This window comes from Bacteroides sp. UBA939 (assembly GCF_002293435.1).
Classification (GTDB): Bacteria; Bacteroidota; Bacteroidia; order Bacteroidales; family Bacteroidaceae; genus Bacteroides.
Window position 1 is genome coordinate 1 of the sequence record NZ_DBDF01000157.1, and the last position, 17,708, is coordinate 17,708.

At 43.9% G+C, this 17,708-nt stretch carries 8 protein-coding genes; all 8 read right to left on the minus strand.

The window, feature by feature from the left end; all coding sequences use genetic code 11:
* Positions 1-115: 115 nt before the first annotated feature.
* Positions 116-2,107 (minus strand): hypothetical protein, encoded by a 1,992-nt coding sequence (locus B2Z67_RS09810; RefSeq protein WP_291529646.1) that lies wholly within the window; start codon positions 2,105-2,107, stop codon positions 116-118.
* 61 nt (positions 2,108-2,168) lie between these two features.
* A complete protein-coding gene (locus B2Z67_RS09815) occupies positions 2,169-3,770 on the minus strand; it encodes a glycoside hydrolase 43 family protein (RefSeq protein ID WP_291529647.1) in 1,602 nt (533 codons plus the stop codon).
* Between the two features lie 38 nt (positions 3,771-3,808).
* The gene (locus B2Z67_RS09820) at positions 3,809-5,179 is read right to left on the minus strand and encodes a glycan-binding surface protein (protein WP_291529648.1); all 1,371 of its coding nucleotides are present in this window, start codon (positions 5,177-5,179) and stop codon (positions 3,809-3,811) included.
* A 6-nt stretch (positions 5,180-5,185) separates the two neighbouring features.
* Positions 5,186-6,958, minus strand: coding sequence for a RagB/SusD family nutrient uptake outer membrane protein (locus B2Z67_RS09825; RefSeq protein ID WP_291529649.1), 1,773 nt, complete (start codon positions 6,956-6,958; stop codon positions 5,186-5,188).
* 12 nt (positions 6,959-6,970) lie between these two features.
* The gene (locus B2Z67_RS09830; RefSeq protein ID WP_291529650.1) at positions 6,971-10,186 is read right to left on the minus strand and encodes a SusC/RagA family TonB-linked outer membrane protein; all 3,216 of its coding nucleotides are present in this window, start codon (positions 10,184-10,186) and stop codon (positions 6,971-6,973) included.
* Positions 10,187-10,226: 40 nt separating this feature from the next.
* Positions 10,227-10,379 carry a hypothetical protein gene (locus B2Z67_RS15940; RefSeq protein ID WP_414630798.1) on the minus strand — a complete coding sequence of 51 codons (153 nt, stop codon included), beginning with the start codon at positions 10,377-10,379 and terminating at the stop codon, positions 10,227-10,229.
* A 482-nt stretch (positions 10,380-10,861) separates the two neighbouring features.
* Entirely contained in the window at positions 10,862-13,270 is a 2,409-nt protein-coding gene (locus B2Z67_RS09840; protein ID WP_291529652.1) for a glycoside hydrolase family 2 protein, read from the minus strand.
* Between the two features lie 32 nt (positions 13,271-13,302).
* Positions 13,303-17,304, minus strand: a complete 4,002-nt coding sequence (locus B2Z67_RS09845; RefSeq protein WP_291529653.1) for a hybrid sensor histidine kinase/response regulator transcription factor — start codon at positions 17,302-17,304, stop codon at positions 13,303-13,305.
* Between the last annotated feature and the right edge of the window lie 404 nt (positions 17,305-17,708).

Sequence of the window (17,708 nt, forward strand, 5' to 3'; positions counted from 1 at the left end):
TGATTTTATAACGAACCATTGATTTATAAGTATTCAATAAAATAATTGCGCGTTTGTTTCCTCTTCGCACCTCGCTTTAAAGGACAGGGATGTTACGTTCTCTCTTACACCGGTTTTAATCGGCGATCACCATATCAAACGTAATCCAATACGTCTTCACCCGACCTTTGTATTCAACCTGTACCGCCGCCTTGCGCGAAGAATGCGTTGCCTGTACTACGTTTACCTTCACATCGCGGTTATCGGCTGTTGCCGATACCACCGGTATCCGGCGGGTATCCGCAGCGACTTTACAGGTTGTTTCGTATAGATCGAAACCAACGACGCCATTTGCATTTGTCGAGCGCACCGGGGCTGCCGGTAGTTCGATGGCTTTGCCATCTACCAATATGGTAACGGCGGGGACCATAGGGGGCGCGATTTGCTTTTTGTCCGAACTGAATCCCAGTCCGGCTAAGTCGAAGAGCTTTCCTTCTTCCGCACCTTCGGCAACGAGGTAGATAGCGTGTTTCTTATCCAGTTTATCGACAGCGGAGGAAACGTCAATTACGAATCGGGTGACGGCCTGTGGCGAACCGGCCGGTACACGTATCTCGCCAATCTTTTTTCCTTTCCATGTTTTATTATCCCACGGGCCGTCCAACCATACATGAACCGTAAAGGCCTCGCTGGTTTTGGGCGTCAGAAAGAGGTTGAAAGCGGTATTGTTTCCCGGTTGGGTTCCTTCGAAGGCTTTTAAGCCTTTTGTGTCTTGTGCAAGGCCACCGAAGCCAAAGTATTTATACCCGATGATGTTGCCGTCCTTCACACCTGTTATGGGTGCGTGATTGTCCCAGACATCCCATGCATCCTGCTGAACACTCGTATTAGAGAGATAACAGGCATATCCGGCGCTGTAGTATTGGTACGGGTCGAGGCCGTAGATGTGAAAGCCTTCCGAGGTGACTTCGGCTCCTGTGTACGCTCTTCCTTTTTTGTCTCTGCACGTCCACGTGTTACTCTTCGAATAGGGGTCGTAGGCCCTTATCGTAACTTTCCCTCCCCGGGCTACGGGTTTCTCATCCCATCCGACCGACACCGGAGCCACCATCGGCTGGCGGGCATACCCGTAACTTCTGGGCGCGCGGTGATAGAACACATACCATTGATCGTTGATAAGCTGTATGCTGCCGTGGGTGTTGTGCCCGCTATAGCTGGTTTGTAATGTTGAACCATCCTGGTTAAGCACCGGCGCTCGCGAGTCTACAAGCACCCCTCCGCTCTTCCATGGGCCGAGGGGAGAGTCGGCATACGCATAGCGTAGGGCGGAGTTGGTACTGCTCAGCCCGTATTCCGGGCCGGAATATCCGCTGTAAATGGATACGTATTTGTTTCCCACTTTACGGATGGACGAGGCTTCGAAAAAGTTAAACCTTCCCAGATCTTCACCGGAAAAGATGTGTGGATACCGGGTTCCTTTAGGATCGCGAAGTTCGCCATACCGGGAACTGGAGGGCATAAAATAAGGAATCACTTCTGTTCCGGGACGCACGGAGTACAGGGTATTCTGATCGAGTTCAGCGGCCAGCGAACGTTGGAATCCCCAGTAGCCATAGGCACGGAAGCCGGTTTTGTAATCGGGGTCGGCAGGATCGGTGATATATTCAACGTATACCGACGGGTCGAAACCAAGGATACTTCCCGGTAGGGTAGCTGTGCCATCTTCTGTCAGATTGACAGGTGTAAAAGGCCCATCGGGACGGCTTCCTTTAGCCACCATTGCCTCCCGTTTTTTACCCCGGCTGTGTGGGAACAGGTAGTATTCTTTTGTTCCGTCTTTGCGTTTCAGCTCAACCAGATCGGGGGCGTACATTACATCCCACTGACCGTTTATCTGATAGTTAAAAATAGGGCCTTCGTCCCGCCAGTCGGAAAGGTCATCTACCGGAGCCGACCACATTCTGATGTCGGGGCCGCAATAGCTGTTATGTCTTACATCGTGCGAGCCTATGATGTAGACACGGTATTTCCCAGGGTTGTCGGGATCTTCAAATACGCGCGGTTCCCCATCGGGCAGATGTTCCCACAGCGGGAGATAAGGATTGGCATTTTGGCCAGTAGCTGCCATTCCGGTTATAAATATTGCTATAACTAACAATAGAATAAGTTTGTATCCTGACATTAGTATTTTATTTACTATTATTTACTTGATAATCAAAGAAGTCTATATCTACATATCCTCCGGCCTCTTTTGTAGCATAATTAAAGATAGCAAACCGGGTACCCATAAAGAGCTTCCGGTAGTCGAAGCGCATTTTATATTCATCTCCTATTTTTATCCAGTTCCGGTTGTCCGTGCTGTAATAGAAGGTGGCAATGTCGCGGTTCAGGTTGAAATCGCAGTCTATTCTCAGGTATACAATATCAGTGGTGAGTCGTACCTGCTCTTTTTCCTCAACCTCAACTCCCAGAACGGCTTTTTCTTTGCCACTGAGTTCCACTACATTGGTAGACATGGTGAGGTGTTTTGTTTCGTCTTCTTCTTTTTTTATAGACAAAAGCACTGAATGACCATTGAAGGCACTGAATCCGACAACATCTCCCTCTTTCATTTGCGAGAGGTCTAATGCCACTATACCCTGGCACATGGGACCTTCCATGCGTTGGGTAATCGTATTGCGGGCGGCATACAGGTTTTCGACAAGCTTGTTCGTCTTCAACCGCAGGTAACCGGGACGTTCGCTGAGCGACCAGTATTCGTTCAACGGATTGTGATTCCACTGCCAACACTTTTTCAGTACGGGCGAATCGAAATCATCGCTCTCCACAATGCGGCTGTCGACGGGGTGTGGCTTCAAAGGGATTTCCCCGGCAGCGGGCACCCGGCCGTTTTCATCGCCAAGCATCGGCCAGCCGTCTGTCCACGTACAGGGCATCAGTAAGGGTACACGCCCGATGGCGCCACGGTCCTGGAATATAATCGCGTACCAGTTGCCGTTTTTATCGTCAACCAGGCAGCCCTGGCCCACGTATGGAAAGCCGGCGAAGTTGTCTTCCAGGATCACTTTCTTTTCGTAGGGCCCGGTGATGTTGTCGGCCCGATAGCACAGTTGCCGGCGCGGTTCGCCTTTGGGCCACGAAATCATCAACAGGTAGTACTTACCGTTGTGTTTCACTACGTGGCTGCCTTCCAACAGTCCGGTTTCCTCTTCGTCGCGCCCGAAGATTTGCATGTTTACGCCGTCTTCTTTCACGCCCGAGAGGTCGGGTTTCAGTTCCCGCAAAGAGCCTGTTCCATAGAATACATACACCCGCCCGTCGTCGTCGAAGAAAAGGGAAGCGTCGTGGAAATGCGCCGTGCGCGACACCAGTTCCCAGTTACCGGCCGAGGGGTCGGTTGTGGTATAAATATACGAACTGTAAGGCTGGTCGTTGGGCGAAAAGAGTACGTAGAACTTCCCATTGTGGTAGCGGATGGAGGATGCCCACTGCCCGCGTCCGTAAACGGTGCCTTCTTCCATATCGTACTTAGGTGTATCGTTCAGCGTGTCGAATACGTAGCTGGCCACCTCCCAGTGTACCAGGTCTTTTGATTTCATCACCGGGGCACCCGGCATCAGGTGCATGGTGGTGGTAATGAGGTAAAAATCATCGCCACACTGGGTGAGCGACGGGTCGGGGGCGTCGGCATTGATAACCGGATTGGTATATGCGGTTGTTTCGCGCGGGGCGTTACAACCATACAATACCAATACCAGAAGTGTTGAAACAATGAAGAGAGTATGTTTCATGCGCTTATTCTTTTCTTCTTTTTAGTGTGTACAGAAATTTACTGTTGTATTCCTATGTTTGTTGCTAAAGATGAACTTGTTGGAACAATTCTCATATTAGCGATAAATAACTGAAAATTGGTTAAAGGTACACTTGGATAACCTTCGAGGTAATTGACATAAGTAAATATTGCTCCGGAACTGTTTGCATTCTCTTCGATATTTAAATATGAATCAAATGTACCCAATGGAAGTCCTTCATTGGTTGCTTTAAATTCGCTCAGAGGTATGGTAACAGTTTGCCATTGATCATTAAATACATATTTACCACCTTTTATACTTGTCCACCAACCAAAATTGGTTGTATTACGGGATGCTCTTCCTCCTTGCGAACCTATCAAACGATAAGAAAGAGCCCCTGTTATCCATGGTTGATTCATATAAAATTCAAATTGAATAGCACAACTATTCATATCCGTTTCCCCGGTTATTTTATTGTTTGAGCTATTTATAACCTTCTGAATACCTTTCACAATAGAAAAACGGAACCAACCTGTTGAATTTTTATCGTCGTTATTTGCACCTATTGCAATATCTTTAGCAATATCGGGTATGGCAATGACAGTTTCCGGATTATTTTCAAGCCCTGTGTAGGTTTTTACATCATCTCCGGAATAATTTTTGAAGCTCGTGCCCAGGAGGCCGGAAGGTTGAATATCAGGATCTGTTGTTGCATTCATAAATATTCCTTCGTTATAGTACATATATGGTGCAGAGAGCAGATATCTACCATCGGCATCTCCTGCAAAATGAACGTACATTGGTCCGCTGTATGTACGATCTATAAGAGCCGGAACTTGAACTTTGATTACCGTATCAATAATGTTTATTATGGTACCTTCCTGTCCGGTTGGGAATCTAACTTTATCTGCCAGTTTTAAATTACGCCCCCTAATTTCAATAATATCTCCGGGGTAAGGCATTGTAGAAGAAACTCCCGTAATTCCCGGTTCTTTCTGAGGGTCAATAAACTCGAAATCCCTATATACAGCTTGTCCACTGGGGGTTACGACACGAATGGTGTTCCGTATTTCAATATCTTCCACCTCACCAGCCACAGGAATCCCTTCTTTGGGAATTTTAAATATTATATTATTATCTGTTACAAAAGCAGGGTTAAACCCAACTTTTGTACCATTACAATAGATGTCGAGCAGCCCATTAAAACCTACACCTTCCAACCGTACCCAACTATCTACATTACTTGATGTGATTTGTTTGGTATCGGAACTTTGCACGTTGGTCCAAACGCTATCAATACGGATAGTATTTCCGTTTTTATCATCATCACACGCCCAGAATAAAGTAGCGCCTACCATTAAGATGCCAAATAAGAATGCAAGATTCTTGATGTCTATATTTTTTTTCATGATTCACTATTTTTGAAATTCATAATTTACAGGAACTGAATTTAATTTGGAATTGGCAGAAACTTCAATCGAAGGATATGCGAATGCCCATATGTTAGACTTTGCACCCGAAGCGTGAACGTAAGAACCATCCGGAACTTGATGTACTACTTCCTGAGGTTTAAATCCGGCTTGTTCACGGGGAGAATTACTCCATCCGTTTGTAGAAGGATATTTCACAGGGTCGAAAGTATACGAATATGAGGCATAATTACAAAAATCGGTTTCAGGATCGGTTTCTATATGTTTATTGTTGAGTAAATTTAAAGTCCAATCCATATCATAAAAAGAACGGCGTTTAATATCGGTCCAATAAACAGTTTCAAGGAACAGTTCCATTCTACGTTCTTTGAATATGTCATTTCGGGTAATTTTTGTAGCTGGTACAAACTCATCCGCATTCAAGTAGTAAGCTCTTTCCCGTACTTTATTGAAATATTCAAGAGCTGTAGGATCTGAGGTTTCATTATCCATCCCTAATACAGCTTCGGCATGCATTAAATATACTTCGGCCATGCGAAGCATAGGAGAGGCTAATCCTGTATTACCATTAATAGCTACTCCGCCAGTGTCTTCGTTACTACCAACTACAAATTTCTTGAAATTGACTTTGGCTTTATCACTTGGTACTGTCCAACTTCCTGCTGCGGTATGAGTTCCTAAGTATGTGTACTTTTGTCCGGGAACACAAACAGAACCACGTATTCTTGATAAACCTCCTTCATTTACCAGCATGCGCAGGAAGTCATAAGACGCAAATACATATCCACCGGCATTCAGATTATTTGTTAATTCCTTATTGTAAGCCCAATCGTTCAATGAATTAGTATATCCCCATTCTACAGATCCTTGTACAAATTGGATGGCAAACATCACCTCTTCGTTGTTGTTATTTTGTACCTTATAGATGTCTTCAAAATCTTCTAATATTTCATATTGACCATTGTGAATAACCTCTTCAGTCAAGCTTTTAACAGAACTGAAATATATCTGGGCTATTTCAGCATTACTTCCAACTTGATTACGAGTAAGATAACCTGAAGTGAAGCGATCGCCCATTGCATAATTTGCAGCAGTTAAATATATACGAGACAACATTGCTTTTGCAGCATCTCTTGTGACGCGGCCTTTTTCGTCTGTCTCTTTCATATATTCCGAAGCAAACTTTAAATCATATATTGCATATTGAAGAACATCTTCAAACGGATTAGGTGGAATGATTGTATTCAGCATGTAATCTCTTGGGTTATCAATAATAGGCACATCATGCCAAAGCATTGCCAGATACCAATAAGCTGTGCCACGCATGAAACGAGCTTCTGCTTCACAGGCTCTGACCGCAGTTTCATCTACACCATTTTCAAGGGCCAACGACACATAATCATTGATGACATAATCGGCATGGGTTACCGAAGAGTATAATCCTCCCCATGCATTATAAAGTTCAGATAAATTTGAATTTTCCGAAAATAAAGCTAAAGATGGAAGAGCACCTGTAATACCATCTACGTAGGCATTACCAGCACGGGCTTCCGTAACAATTCTGACATGGTTATTAAAATAGTACCACGGCCTACAATAGAGATATGCTGTTGCGGACCTCAAATCATCAATGTTTTTAAATGATTCTCCTACCAATTTTTCATTATCAGAATTAACATGAAGCCAATCTTCACATCCTGAAAATCCGATCAGACTGATTAAACAGAATAAAGTGATTATTAATTTATTTTTTTTCATGATGATTAAATTTTAGAAAGTTAAATCAATGCCAAAAGTGTATATACGCGGAGAAGGTACTATTCCTCCATCCACTCCATATTGCAGCATACTTTGCCCTGTCTTAGAACCAACTTCCGGATTATAGCCGGAATAGCCAGTAAAAGTGTATACATTCTGAAGGTTGGTATAGATACGTAAGGAATTTATCTTCAATTTGGATATGAGTTTTTTAGGCAATCTATATCCAAATGAAATATTCTGAATACGTAAAAACGAACCGTCTTCAACATACCTATCGCTAAAAACTTTATTGTTATTAGCATCGCGGACAGATTGACGAGGAATATCAGGTTCAGAACCAGGTAAAACGTACACATTCCAAACATCGGTGTTTTCAGAATTTCCATCAAGATACCCTAATCGTGGAAAATTTCCGGCAGTTCTGCTTATATTTTGATGCCCATTGGGATTATCAAGCCTACTTCTTAAAATATTATATACTTTTCCTCCCACAGAGCCATTCAGGAATACGGTTAAATCAAAATCCCGATAAGTAAACGTATTACCTATACCAAATGTGAAATTCGGGAATGGACTGCCAATATTTGTCAGGTCTTGTTCGTTGATTATTCCGTCATCGTTCATATCTTCAAAAAGAAGATCTCCTACATAAGCCTGATTTATAAGATTTTCATCCGTATTGTTAACAATGTCACCTACTTTGAGTTTTACTGTAGCTTTTGTAACCGTACTTGTTCCATCTCCATTATCTTTTAAGTAATCAGCGGCGGAATTAATACGTCCAATATATTTATATCCATAAAATTCGCTTACCGGAAATCCTACCATAGTACGTGTAATGGTATTGGTCCCATCAGACCAGTCCGTTTGTGGAATAACAGCTGTAGAAGTATTCATTCTCGTTACCTCATTGCGATTGAGAGTGAATGTTGTAGCGGTATACCAATTAAAATTCTTGCTTTTAACATTGTGTGTGTTTAGTGTTAATTCAAAACCCTTATTTTCTATGGCTCCGATATTATACCAGGGAGCTTCCGGTGATCCTGGTACACCCGATGCACCCGATCCGGTAAATCCAGGTAAACTTAGCCTCAACAATAAATCTTCTGTTTTCTTAATGTAGGCATCAACGATTAATTCTACACGATTATCAAATAGATTGAGGTCTAACCCTGCATTCCATGATTTTGTAGTCTCCCACGTAATATCAGGATTGGAAGTATTGGCAGTTTGAAATGCCACACCCCAGCTATTCGTAGGCTGGTTGGATAACCTTGATTCATAAGCAAATGCACTTACATTTGAATTTCCAACTACCCCATAGCTCAATCGTAATTTCATATTGTTGACGACCTTCTTTATAGATGAAAAAAATCGCTCTTCAGAAACGCGCCATGCAATAGCGGCCGAAGGAAAGGTTCCCCATTGATTTCCTGCTGCGAAATTAGAAGAACCGTCTCTACGAATTGTACCCGTAAATAAATATCTATCATCAAAGTTATAGGTTGCCCTACCAAATATTGAAACGATTCTGTTCTCACTTCCATTTCCGGCATTTTTAGTATAATAACTTTCATCACCGGCGTTCAAACCAGGCAGCTCACTTGAACCTTTACGTCGTTCACCCATCAAATAGTCCGATTTCGATGAACGTACTTCGTGGGCTATCATTAATGATGTTCTATGCTTTTTACCGAAGGTTTTGTGTAAGTTCAAAATATTTTTTATCCCCCAAAACAGACGATATGTTTTCTCATGTCTGTTTTCTGTTTCCGATTTTATTGATGAACCGATTTGGTAAGCCGGAAGTAACTGCTGATAGTTACTAATAGACCCGTCAGATGTAAACTCTGTCCTGAAATCCATCCATTTGGTCGGTATAATTTGCAAGTAAACATTCCCTCTTATACCTAGGTCTTCTCTATTTCTTTGATTTAATTGGGCTACAGCAAGAGGATTTGAAAATCCTAATAAGTTACCATCCAAATCAGAGCTTGGACCACCCCAACTACCATCGGGATTTTTTACAGGGATTGCCGGCGATTGAAATAATGTATTTCCGATAACAGACCACGATGATACCGCCGTTGATTGTTTGGTATAACTGGGGTTTAAAGTTACTCCCATTTTTAGCCATGAACGTATCTGCGAATCAACGTTGGCACGCAACGTAAACCTCTGAAAGTCAGACCCAAACACAATTCCTTCTTGATCTGCCAAACCTGCTGAAATAAAATAGGTAGAGGTTTTATTACCTCCACGTACAGACAAATCGTAATTTTGCACTAAAGCGAGCCGGTATATTTCATCTTGCCAGTCGGTTCCTTTTCCTAATTTTTCAGGATATGCAAAATCTTGTCTATGACCGTATCCCAGAAGATCCGAGTAACTGTTATGACGTTCGGCATATTCCCTCAAATTCAGGACATCCAATTTTTTAGGTAACTCCTGAAGCCCCAACTTTGTATTGAAATTAATAGTAGGATGTGCGTCTCTACCTTTTTTCATAGTAATAAGAATTACCCCATTAGCACCCTGAGCACCATAAATAGCAGCAGCTGAAGCATCTTTTAAAACTTCTATACTTTCAATATCCGTAGGGTTTATACCCGCAATGGCATTTACATCATTATCTCCCGTTCGTCCACTAATAACGACACCATCCACTACATAAATAGGCTCATTTGTACTATTAATTGAACCCACACCTCGAATTTGAATGGAAGTGCCTCCACCTGGCACACCCGAATTTTGAGTCATCTGCAAACCCGCTATACGTCCTTGTAATGCCTGATCAACAGTGGTAGCAATAGAATTTTCAATATTCTTAGAAGAGATTGAGGTTACCGATCCGGTTAAATCACTTCTCCTCATGGTACCATAACCCACCTCTACTACCACTTCATCAAGCATCAAAGCATCTTCTTTCATAACTATATTAATAGTCGAACGATTATTCACATTTACTCTTTGAGTAACATATCCAATATATGAAAATACAAGAACAGCTTTTGAAGGTGCTGTAATTTTGAATTTACCATTATGGTCTGCCGAACTACCAGTAGAAGTGTTTTCTACAACGACCGTAGCTCCAATAAGCGGCTCTCCTGCGCTATCTTTAATTATTCCCTGTACCGTAATATTTTGTGCTATTACTATAGAAGGAAGCATTAATAACGCCAGATAAAACGTTGTTTTTAAAATTTTGTTAGAATAATTTTTCATGATATTATGATTAAAATTAAATTATAGCATTGTGGTATGGTTATATCCCTTCTGCTTCAATCGTAATTTTTCCTTCTGTCAGGCCTTTGGCTGTGACTTTGATTTCGATTGTTCCAGGTTGGGGCCTTGGCTGAACAATAGCAATGGCTTTGCCGCGGAATGTGGTCGGGGTAGGCGAACGGAAGCTTTCCATGTTCTATTAATGTGAACCTGTCGGCCGACAGAACTTTGGTTGTTATACCGGGATGGTCTATCGCCCGGAGTTGCGTATTGGTGCTGATAAGTAGTGTAATGATGATCAGCCATTTAAATTTAATACTGTGTCTCATGGAGTGTATCTATTTAGTATTTTTCACCTTCTGTTTGCCTGGAGCGGTTGTGCTTCCATCAAGCGTTTCTTCTTACTTCAATCGTTTGTGCAAATGTATCAGCTTACATTCTTTTTCCTTGTTTTTTTTATTTCATAGACTTTTATCCATGTTACATCCCGTCTGTGGAATGTTTCATTAACTATATTCAAGTGTTACACAAAACATTTATGTGATTGGTTTTCAATAAAGTAGGGAGGGCTGCGGGAATTTTCCCGGGTGAGGAAAAAAAATAGGCAACAAAGAAGTTTTAAAAAAACGAGGATGTTGCCCACACCCTCGTTTTTCAATTCTCACTCTTATTTCGTTATTTGATATCTACATCCAAAGAAGTCGGTTGCAATTTATCTGCTAAAACGGTTACTGTAACTTTTCCCGATTTCTTGCCTGCTTTAATTACGGCTAAGGCACGTCCATAATGCGTCAGACGTTCGTGACGATAGTATCCTGATGCATCGGTCATATCGGCATTTCCAGTTCCTGCGATAGTAGCGTCTCCTTCTGTAGTAAATAGGAGTAAGCAATCCTGGTCAGGCACTACGTTACCCTTGGCATCCACAAGTTCTGCCGTTACATAAGCCAAATCCTGACCATCCGCATAAATACAAGAACGGTCTGTCTGCAAACGAATAGCTACAGGTGTTCCCGCTGTTACAATAGTATCGCGTTTCAGCTCTTTACCCTCCGCATCATAGCCTACGGCAACCAGTGTTCCAGGGGTATAAGGTATTTTGAATACGGCTTTATATTCGCTTGTCTTATTTACCTGTTTTTCTTCCATTCTTTTTCCGTTAAGTAACAAAGCTACCCGTGGCAATGTAGATATTACCTCTATTTCAATCGTTTTGTTTTCATGTCCTTTCCAGTTCCATGACTTATAAGTAGGCCATGTGCTCCACATGGTGGTTCTTATCTTTCCTTTATAACCATCCGGTTCCCGAACAGCCATGTATAAGTATGGAGTGTTGGTTGATACCGAGTTGTAAAGCATGTCACGATAATAAGAAATAGGCTTACGGTGACCTATAAGGTCGATATCTCCGCACAAAGCACCGTGCCAGGGCCACAGTGATCGTTCCCAATGCTCACCATGCACTTGTCCAGCGTAATAATGTCTTCCAATACCAGATTCACCCAGGTAGTCTATACCAGTCCAGATAAAATCACCTATCACGTATGGATAGTCTTGCGTGAATGCCCAGTTGCGGAATGTATTCCGGGCATACGATTCAGTTTGCCAAATGACACGGTTGGGCACTCTTTCGTGGTCGGACGGCGCTTTATGAATCATATAGTTGTAACCAATGATTTCGTGTTGGGCAATCAGTGAGTCAAATCGTTCCCAGTCTTTGGAGTAGTATGCTAATGAGTGGGTTATCGGTCTGTTCGATGGGTCAAGCTTACGACAGAGATCACCGAACATTTTAGCCAGTTCGATAGCACGTGGAGATTCCCGTTCTATGATCTCGTTGCCTGTACTCCAGGCGATTATAGAAGGGTGTGTCTGATCTCTATTTACCATAGAAGTTATATCGCGTTCCCACCACTCACGTAGAAGAACAGCATAGTCATGAGGCGTTTTTGCCTTTTCCCAACCATCAAACGATTCGTTAATAACCAGCAATCCGATGTTGTCGCATGCATCCAGAAAAGCAGGTGAAGGAATGTTGTGGCTGGTACGTACGGCATTGAATCCGCCTTCTTTCAGCAAATGCACTTTGCGTATTTCTGCGGCGTCGTAGCTTGCAGCTCCCAATACACCATTGTCGTGATGCACGCATGATCCATTTAAAACAATTCTTTTACCATTCAGGATGAAGCCACCATCTGCCGAGTAGCTGAACGTACGTATACCAATGTTGCGTTTAATTCTATCCAATACATTCCCTTTCTTGTCGATCAATTCTACTGCCATTTCATAAAGAGCAGGAGTTTCTGGTGACCAAAGCTGAGCGTCTTTTACTTTTATACTCATATCGACCTTTAGCGTATCTTTTTCCGCAACGTTTAGTCTCTTCTTTACGATCTGGTTCCCTATGACGACACGGGCCGTAAGGGCACGAACCTCTTCTCCTGTGAGATTTGCTACATCGAATGCAACATCAACAGTTGACGTTCCTTTCTTGTCAGGTGCTCCGGTCACAACTGTCAGACTCCAGGGGTTAATCTCATAGTTTCCATTGGTTGTTTCGAGCCATACGTGCCGATATAGTCCCGAACCGGAATACCACCGACTGTTCCTCTGCCTGGAGTTGTCAATTGTAATAGCCACCACATTGACAGAGTCGCTTCGCAGGTAAGGCGTAATGTCACAATCATAAGATGTATAGCCATACGGATGTCCTCCTGCCACCTTTCCATTAACGTATACAACGGAGTTCATGTAAGCTCCCTCAATGTAAAGACGTTGACGCCCTCCCGGTTGAAGGGTAGATGCAGGAAATGTTTTTCGATACGTCCCTTTTCCCGTAGGCAGATATCCTCCATCATTACCGGCAGCAGCTTCCGGTGTGAAGTCAAAGTGAATACTCCAGTCGTGTGGCAGATCAACAGACTGCCATTGTGAATCGTCGAATGTCGCATGGATGGCTTCTGTCGGTGCATTTCGTCGGAACTTCCATCCAAAATCGAATTTTTCTCTCAGTCGGGCTTCTTCGCCCCGAACATACGATATTGACATAAAAGTCAATGCTAAGATAAATGTCAGTTTCTTCATTTTNNATATAATGTATTTTATAAATCATCCCTTCATCCTTTTGCCTCCTCCTTTTCATCCTCTCCCTCTTCTTTCTCACTAAATTCAGAAGGCGAAACCCCATAATACTTCTTAAACGCAATCGAAAACAACGCGGGATTGTTATAACCCACCTTATAGGCCACCTGAGATACATTGATCTTTTTAGCCTTCAGCAATTCAACCGCATGGCGCAGCCGGATGTTTCTGATGAATTCGGCCGACGGCATGCCCGACAGCTCTTTCAACCTCCTGTAAAGCTGCACGCGGCTCAAACCGACCTCGTTGGCTAACGTCTCGACATTAAACCCGGGATTTTCCATGTTCGTGTTGATAACCGACATGACTTTCCCCATAAACTCCTCGTCGAATGACTTCAGCTCCACCGGTTTGGCTTTATCCTCCTGGTCCTGAATACCGCTGAATTTACCTTTCAGCCGGATGCGGTTCGTTATAAGGTTGGTGCAAATCAGTATCAGCTCTTCGGTGTTGAAAGGCTTGGTGAGGATGGCATCGGCTCCTTTGTCCCATCCTTTAATGCGGTTGTCGTAGTCTGTTTTTGAAGTCAGAAGTACCACGGGTATGTGACTGATATTAGCGTTATTTTTAATCTTCCTGAGTAGAGTAAAACCATCCATACCGGGCATGACGACATCCGAAATGATCAGGTCGGGATTCTGTTCGAGTGCCGTGCGCAGGCCGTCTTCGGCATTGTTGCAAGTGATTACCTTATAAAGAATATCGAGCTCTTCTTTCAGGTAAGAAAGCAACTCTTCGCTATCATCGATTATCAGTACTTTGCTGCGGGTTTTACTTTTGACGGCCAGCTTTTTCTGGTTGACGATGTGTTCGGTGGCCTGATTCTGATGCAATATAATTCGTGGCGAGGAATCCCGGGCCACGATTTCGTCATTGCTCAGGTGGCTGTTGCCCAATGGAATGCGGATGGTGAATGTGCTGCCCTGGGAGTCGTCACGGTTGGCCGCCGTGATTTTCCCGTGATGCAGGAGAACCAGTGTTTTACAGAGGTTGAGTCCGATTCCCGAACCCGACAGGGCGTTGGTTTTGTCCTGGTAGAAGCGGTCGAAAATGCGGTCGATGGTCTTTTCGTCGAGCCCCACGCCCGAGTCGGTGATGCTGATTTGGGCATACTGCCGCAGGGGGCCTTTTGTTTTCGGGTCTTCTCCTGTAGTTAACATTAAGGAAATGTTTCCGCCTTCGGGGGTGAATTTCAAAGCATTGGCTATGAGGTTGACCAGGACTTTATCGAAATTGTTGCGGTCGATCCATACCGGCAATGATTCGGGCCGGTGTTCGAAACTCAATTCGATTTTCCGCTCATTGGCTTGGTAATCAAAGACTTTGATTAGCTCCTGGATAAAGGCAACCAGATCGGTTTCGCTATATGTCATCCGCATCTGTCCCTTATCGATTTTCCGGATATCGAGCATCTGGTTGATAAGCGTAAGGATGCGGGTAGTGTTGCGGTACATGGAGTGCAGGGCTTTGGTGGTGACCTCGTCGTAGTCTTTTTTCAGCAACATAGACAGCGGACTGATGATCATCGTCATCGGCGAGCGGATTTCATGGGAAATGTTGATGAAAAACTTCATTTTTTCTTCGTTCAGCTCTTCTATACGCTTCTTTTGCATGAGTTTGTATTGCCAGTAGAGGATGAGTGTGATGATTGTAAGTATCAACATTCCATAAACTATGCGGGCGGGTACCGACAGGTACCAGGGAGGCAAAATAGTTAACTCCAGGTTCCGGACGGGAGTGTAAACTCCATTTTCGTTGACACGTACCTGCAGGAGGTGCTTTCCGATGGACAGGTTGTTGTAGGTAATGCGGTTGGCTCCCAGTGGTAGAATGGTCCATTTATCATCTGCCTCGGTCACTTTATATTCAAAACTAATGTTTCCGGGGGCGCGGAAGTTTATCGTTGAGAATGTTAGTGAAAAGGAGTTGTCTGTATGCGAGAGGATGAGTCCCGTGGTTTCCGTCCAGACAGACTTGCTGATTCGGTGCCCGTTGGATTGATCCTGGGGGCTGACGGGTTGATTGTTCAGATACAATCCTGTCAGTACAGGTTCTTCTGTCAAGCCGGGAATGCGGATATCTTCGGGCCTGAAGTGGGTGATACCCTGAATGCTGGGGAAATAGATTTCGCCGTCGGCGTCCTGGAAATAAATACCGCGCGAATACTCTTTCTCAAGAAGCCCGTTACCAGACAGGAATGTGATGATCTTACCGTTGTCGGGCGATATTTTGCGAATGCCCTTGAAGGTGCTACACCATATATTTCCCGCTTTATCTTCGGCAAGTCCGCATATAGCGCTTTCCAGCGAATCCTCGTTGGTAGCGTAATGGAAAAGCTTGTCCGCTTGCGGATTGTACATATAAAGCCCGTGACTGGTACCGAGCCAGATGTTGCCCTGGCTGTCTTCGAGCAAAGCATAACAGATGGCTTTTTCCAGCACAGCGACCACGTCGTCGTCCAACTCCAGAAAACATTCGTTCACGGCATCGTAGCAACTTACGCCGCTGTAATGGCCCAGCCATATTCTGCCTTTTGAGTCGCGTAACATGGTGTTTATCCATACGTTTTTCAGCCGGGCGTCGGTTTTCATCGGGGTGGTACCCGTGATGGTGTGCCAGCTCTTTGCCGAAAGGTCGTACACAAGGAGCCCATCGCCGAAGACCGAAAAGTAGATTTTCCTGTCCGGCCCCTCGACAATCCACTTGATATTTTTAACCTGGACTTCGGGCATCATTTTGAATTGTCCCGTTCGCTTGTTGAACAGGGAAACCCCACCATACCGGCGTCCTATCCAAAAATTGCCTTCCGAGTCTTCGAGCATATACACAAGGCCACTGTCCCTGTCGTGCCAGGAACGTTTCACGCGCCCGTCTTCATCCAGTTCCATCAGTACACCATGGTCCGTTCCCACCCATATCCGTCCGTCCGGGTCTTTATAGAAGGAAGAAATGGTCAAGTCGGTGTCGTAGCCCATGAACGAAAAATCCCAGTAGCTGAACGATGGTTTTTCATTGGGCAGCATGAGCACTCCGCGCTGGAAACACCCGAACCATACATTGCCGATGCGGTCTTCGAACATCGAACCAATTTTCAGGTTATCGGGGTTGATATGGCGCACGTTGATGTGGTCTGCTTTTTTTATTTCCAACGAATCGGTATCGATATAGCGTATCCCCTGCCCATACGAACTGATATAGATCCGTCCCTTTTGCGTATGCAACATTTGGGGGCTCATAAAATTCCCCGTTTCATTTTTTAAAGAGACAAACTTCCGGTTAACCGGTTCCCATTGGCAAACTTGTGAATAAAACGACACGAACAAACGACCCTCGGCGTCTTCAACAAAACTGGAGATCGTGCCGGGTGTTTCGAAAACCTGGTATGTTTTGGTGGTACCGTCTACAATACGCAATACTTTACGGCTGGGTAGCGGTAACCAGATGCAGTTGGAACGGTCCTGATAAATGGTTCCGAAGCTGGAAGTGCCCGAAACATCCGTAATTTCCTGGATAATACGGGCCTGCATAATTTCTTTATCGACCGTGAACACCCCCCATCCGGAAGTCGTGATCCATATCTCGCCATTGTGCAGTTCTATAATATTTTCAACCGTGGGGTGCATGCCAGACGGAAATTGTATATTGACAAACCTGTTTTCGTAGGGCTGGTAGTATTGTAGCCCTTTGTTCGACCCCACCCACAGGCTCTCATCGCTATCTTTAAAAAGGCAGAGCACGTAGTTGCTGAGCAAAGAGGTCGTATCTTCTTCGTGATTATAATAATAGGAAAAATCCCACCCGTCGAATTTGTTCAATCCGTGAGCCGTACCAATCCATATAAATCCGTCACCGTCCTGGCAAATGTCGGTAATAAGGTTGCAGGAAAGTTCGCCGTTTCCGTAAAACCGGGTTTGCTGTGCGTGGACATGAAAGGTGAGAAGTAGTATTAAGATTACAAAAGTGAGATAGTGTTTCATATGTATTATTCATTTGAGATTACCGTTTACAAAGATACGAGATTTAGCATTTGTTTCTCTTTGCAAATGAAACGAATGTGTCGGTATATGTTTCATTAACAATATCCTCATGTTACATCGCCGTCGTAATGTTGCTTGGTGTGATACGTGCACAGATAATTTAAAACTTCAAGAAAGATTCAGGTAACATCGGCCATATGCATACGAAGGGCAATGTTACTCGCATGTACTTTCTTTTGTTTATAAATCAAGTTGATGCTTGCAGCATTATTTTGGTTTTTCTTTAGATTACCAGATTATCAATAATATAAAAGACATGCGAAAGTTGAATATATAGTATTTACACCGCATATATATGGTTCGTGGACGGGATATATGTGGTTCTTGGACGGGATATAGATGGT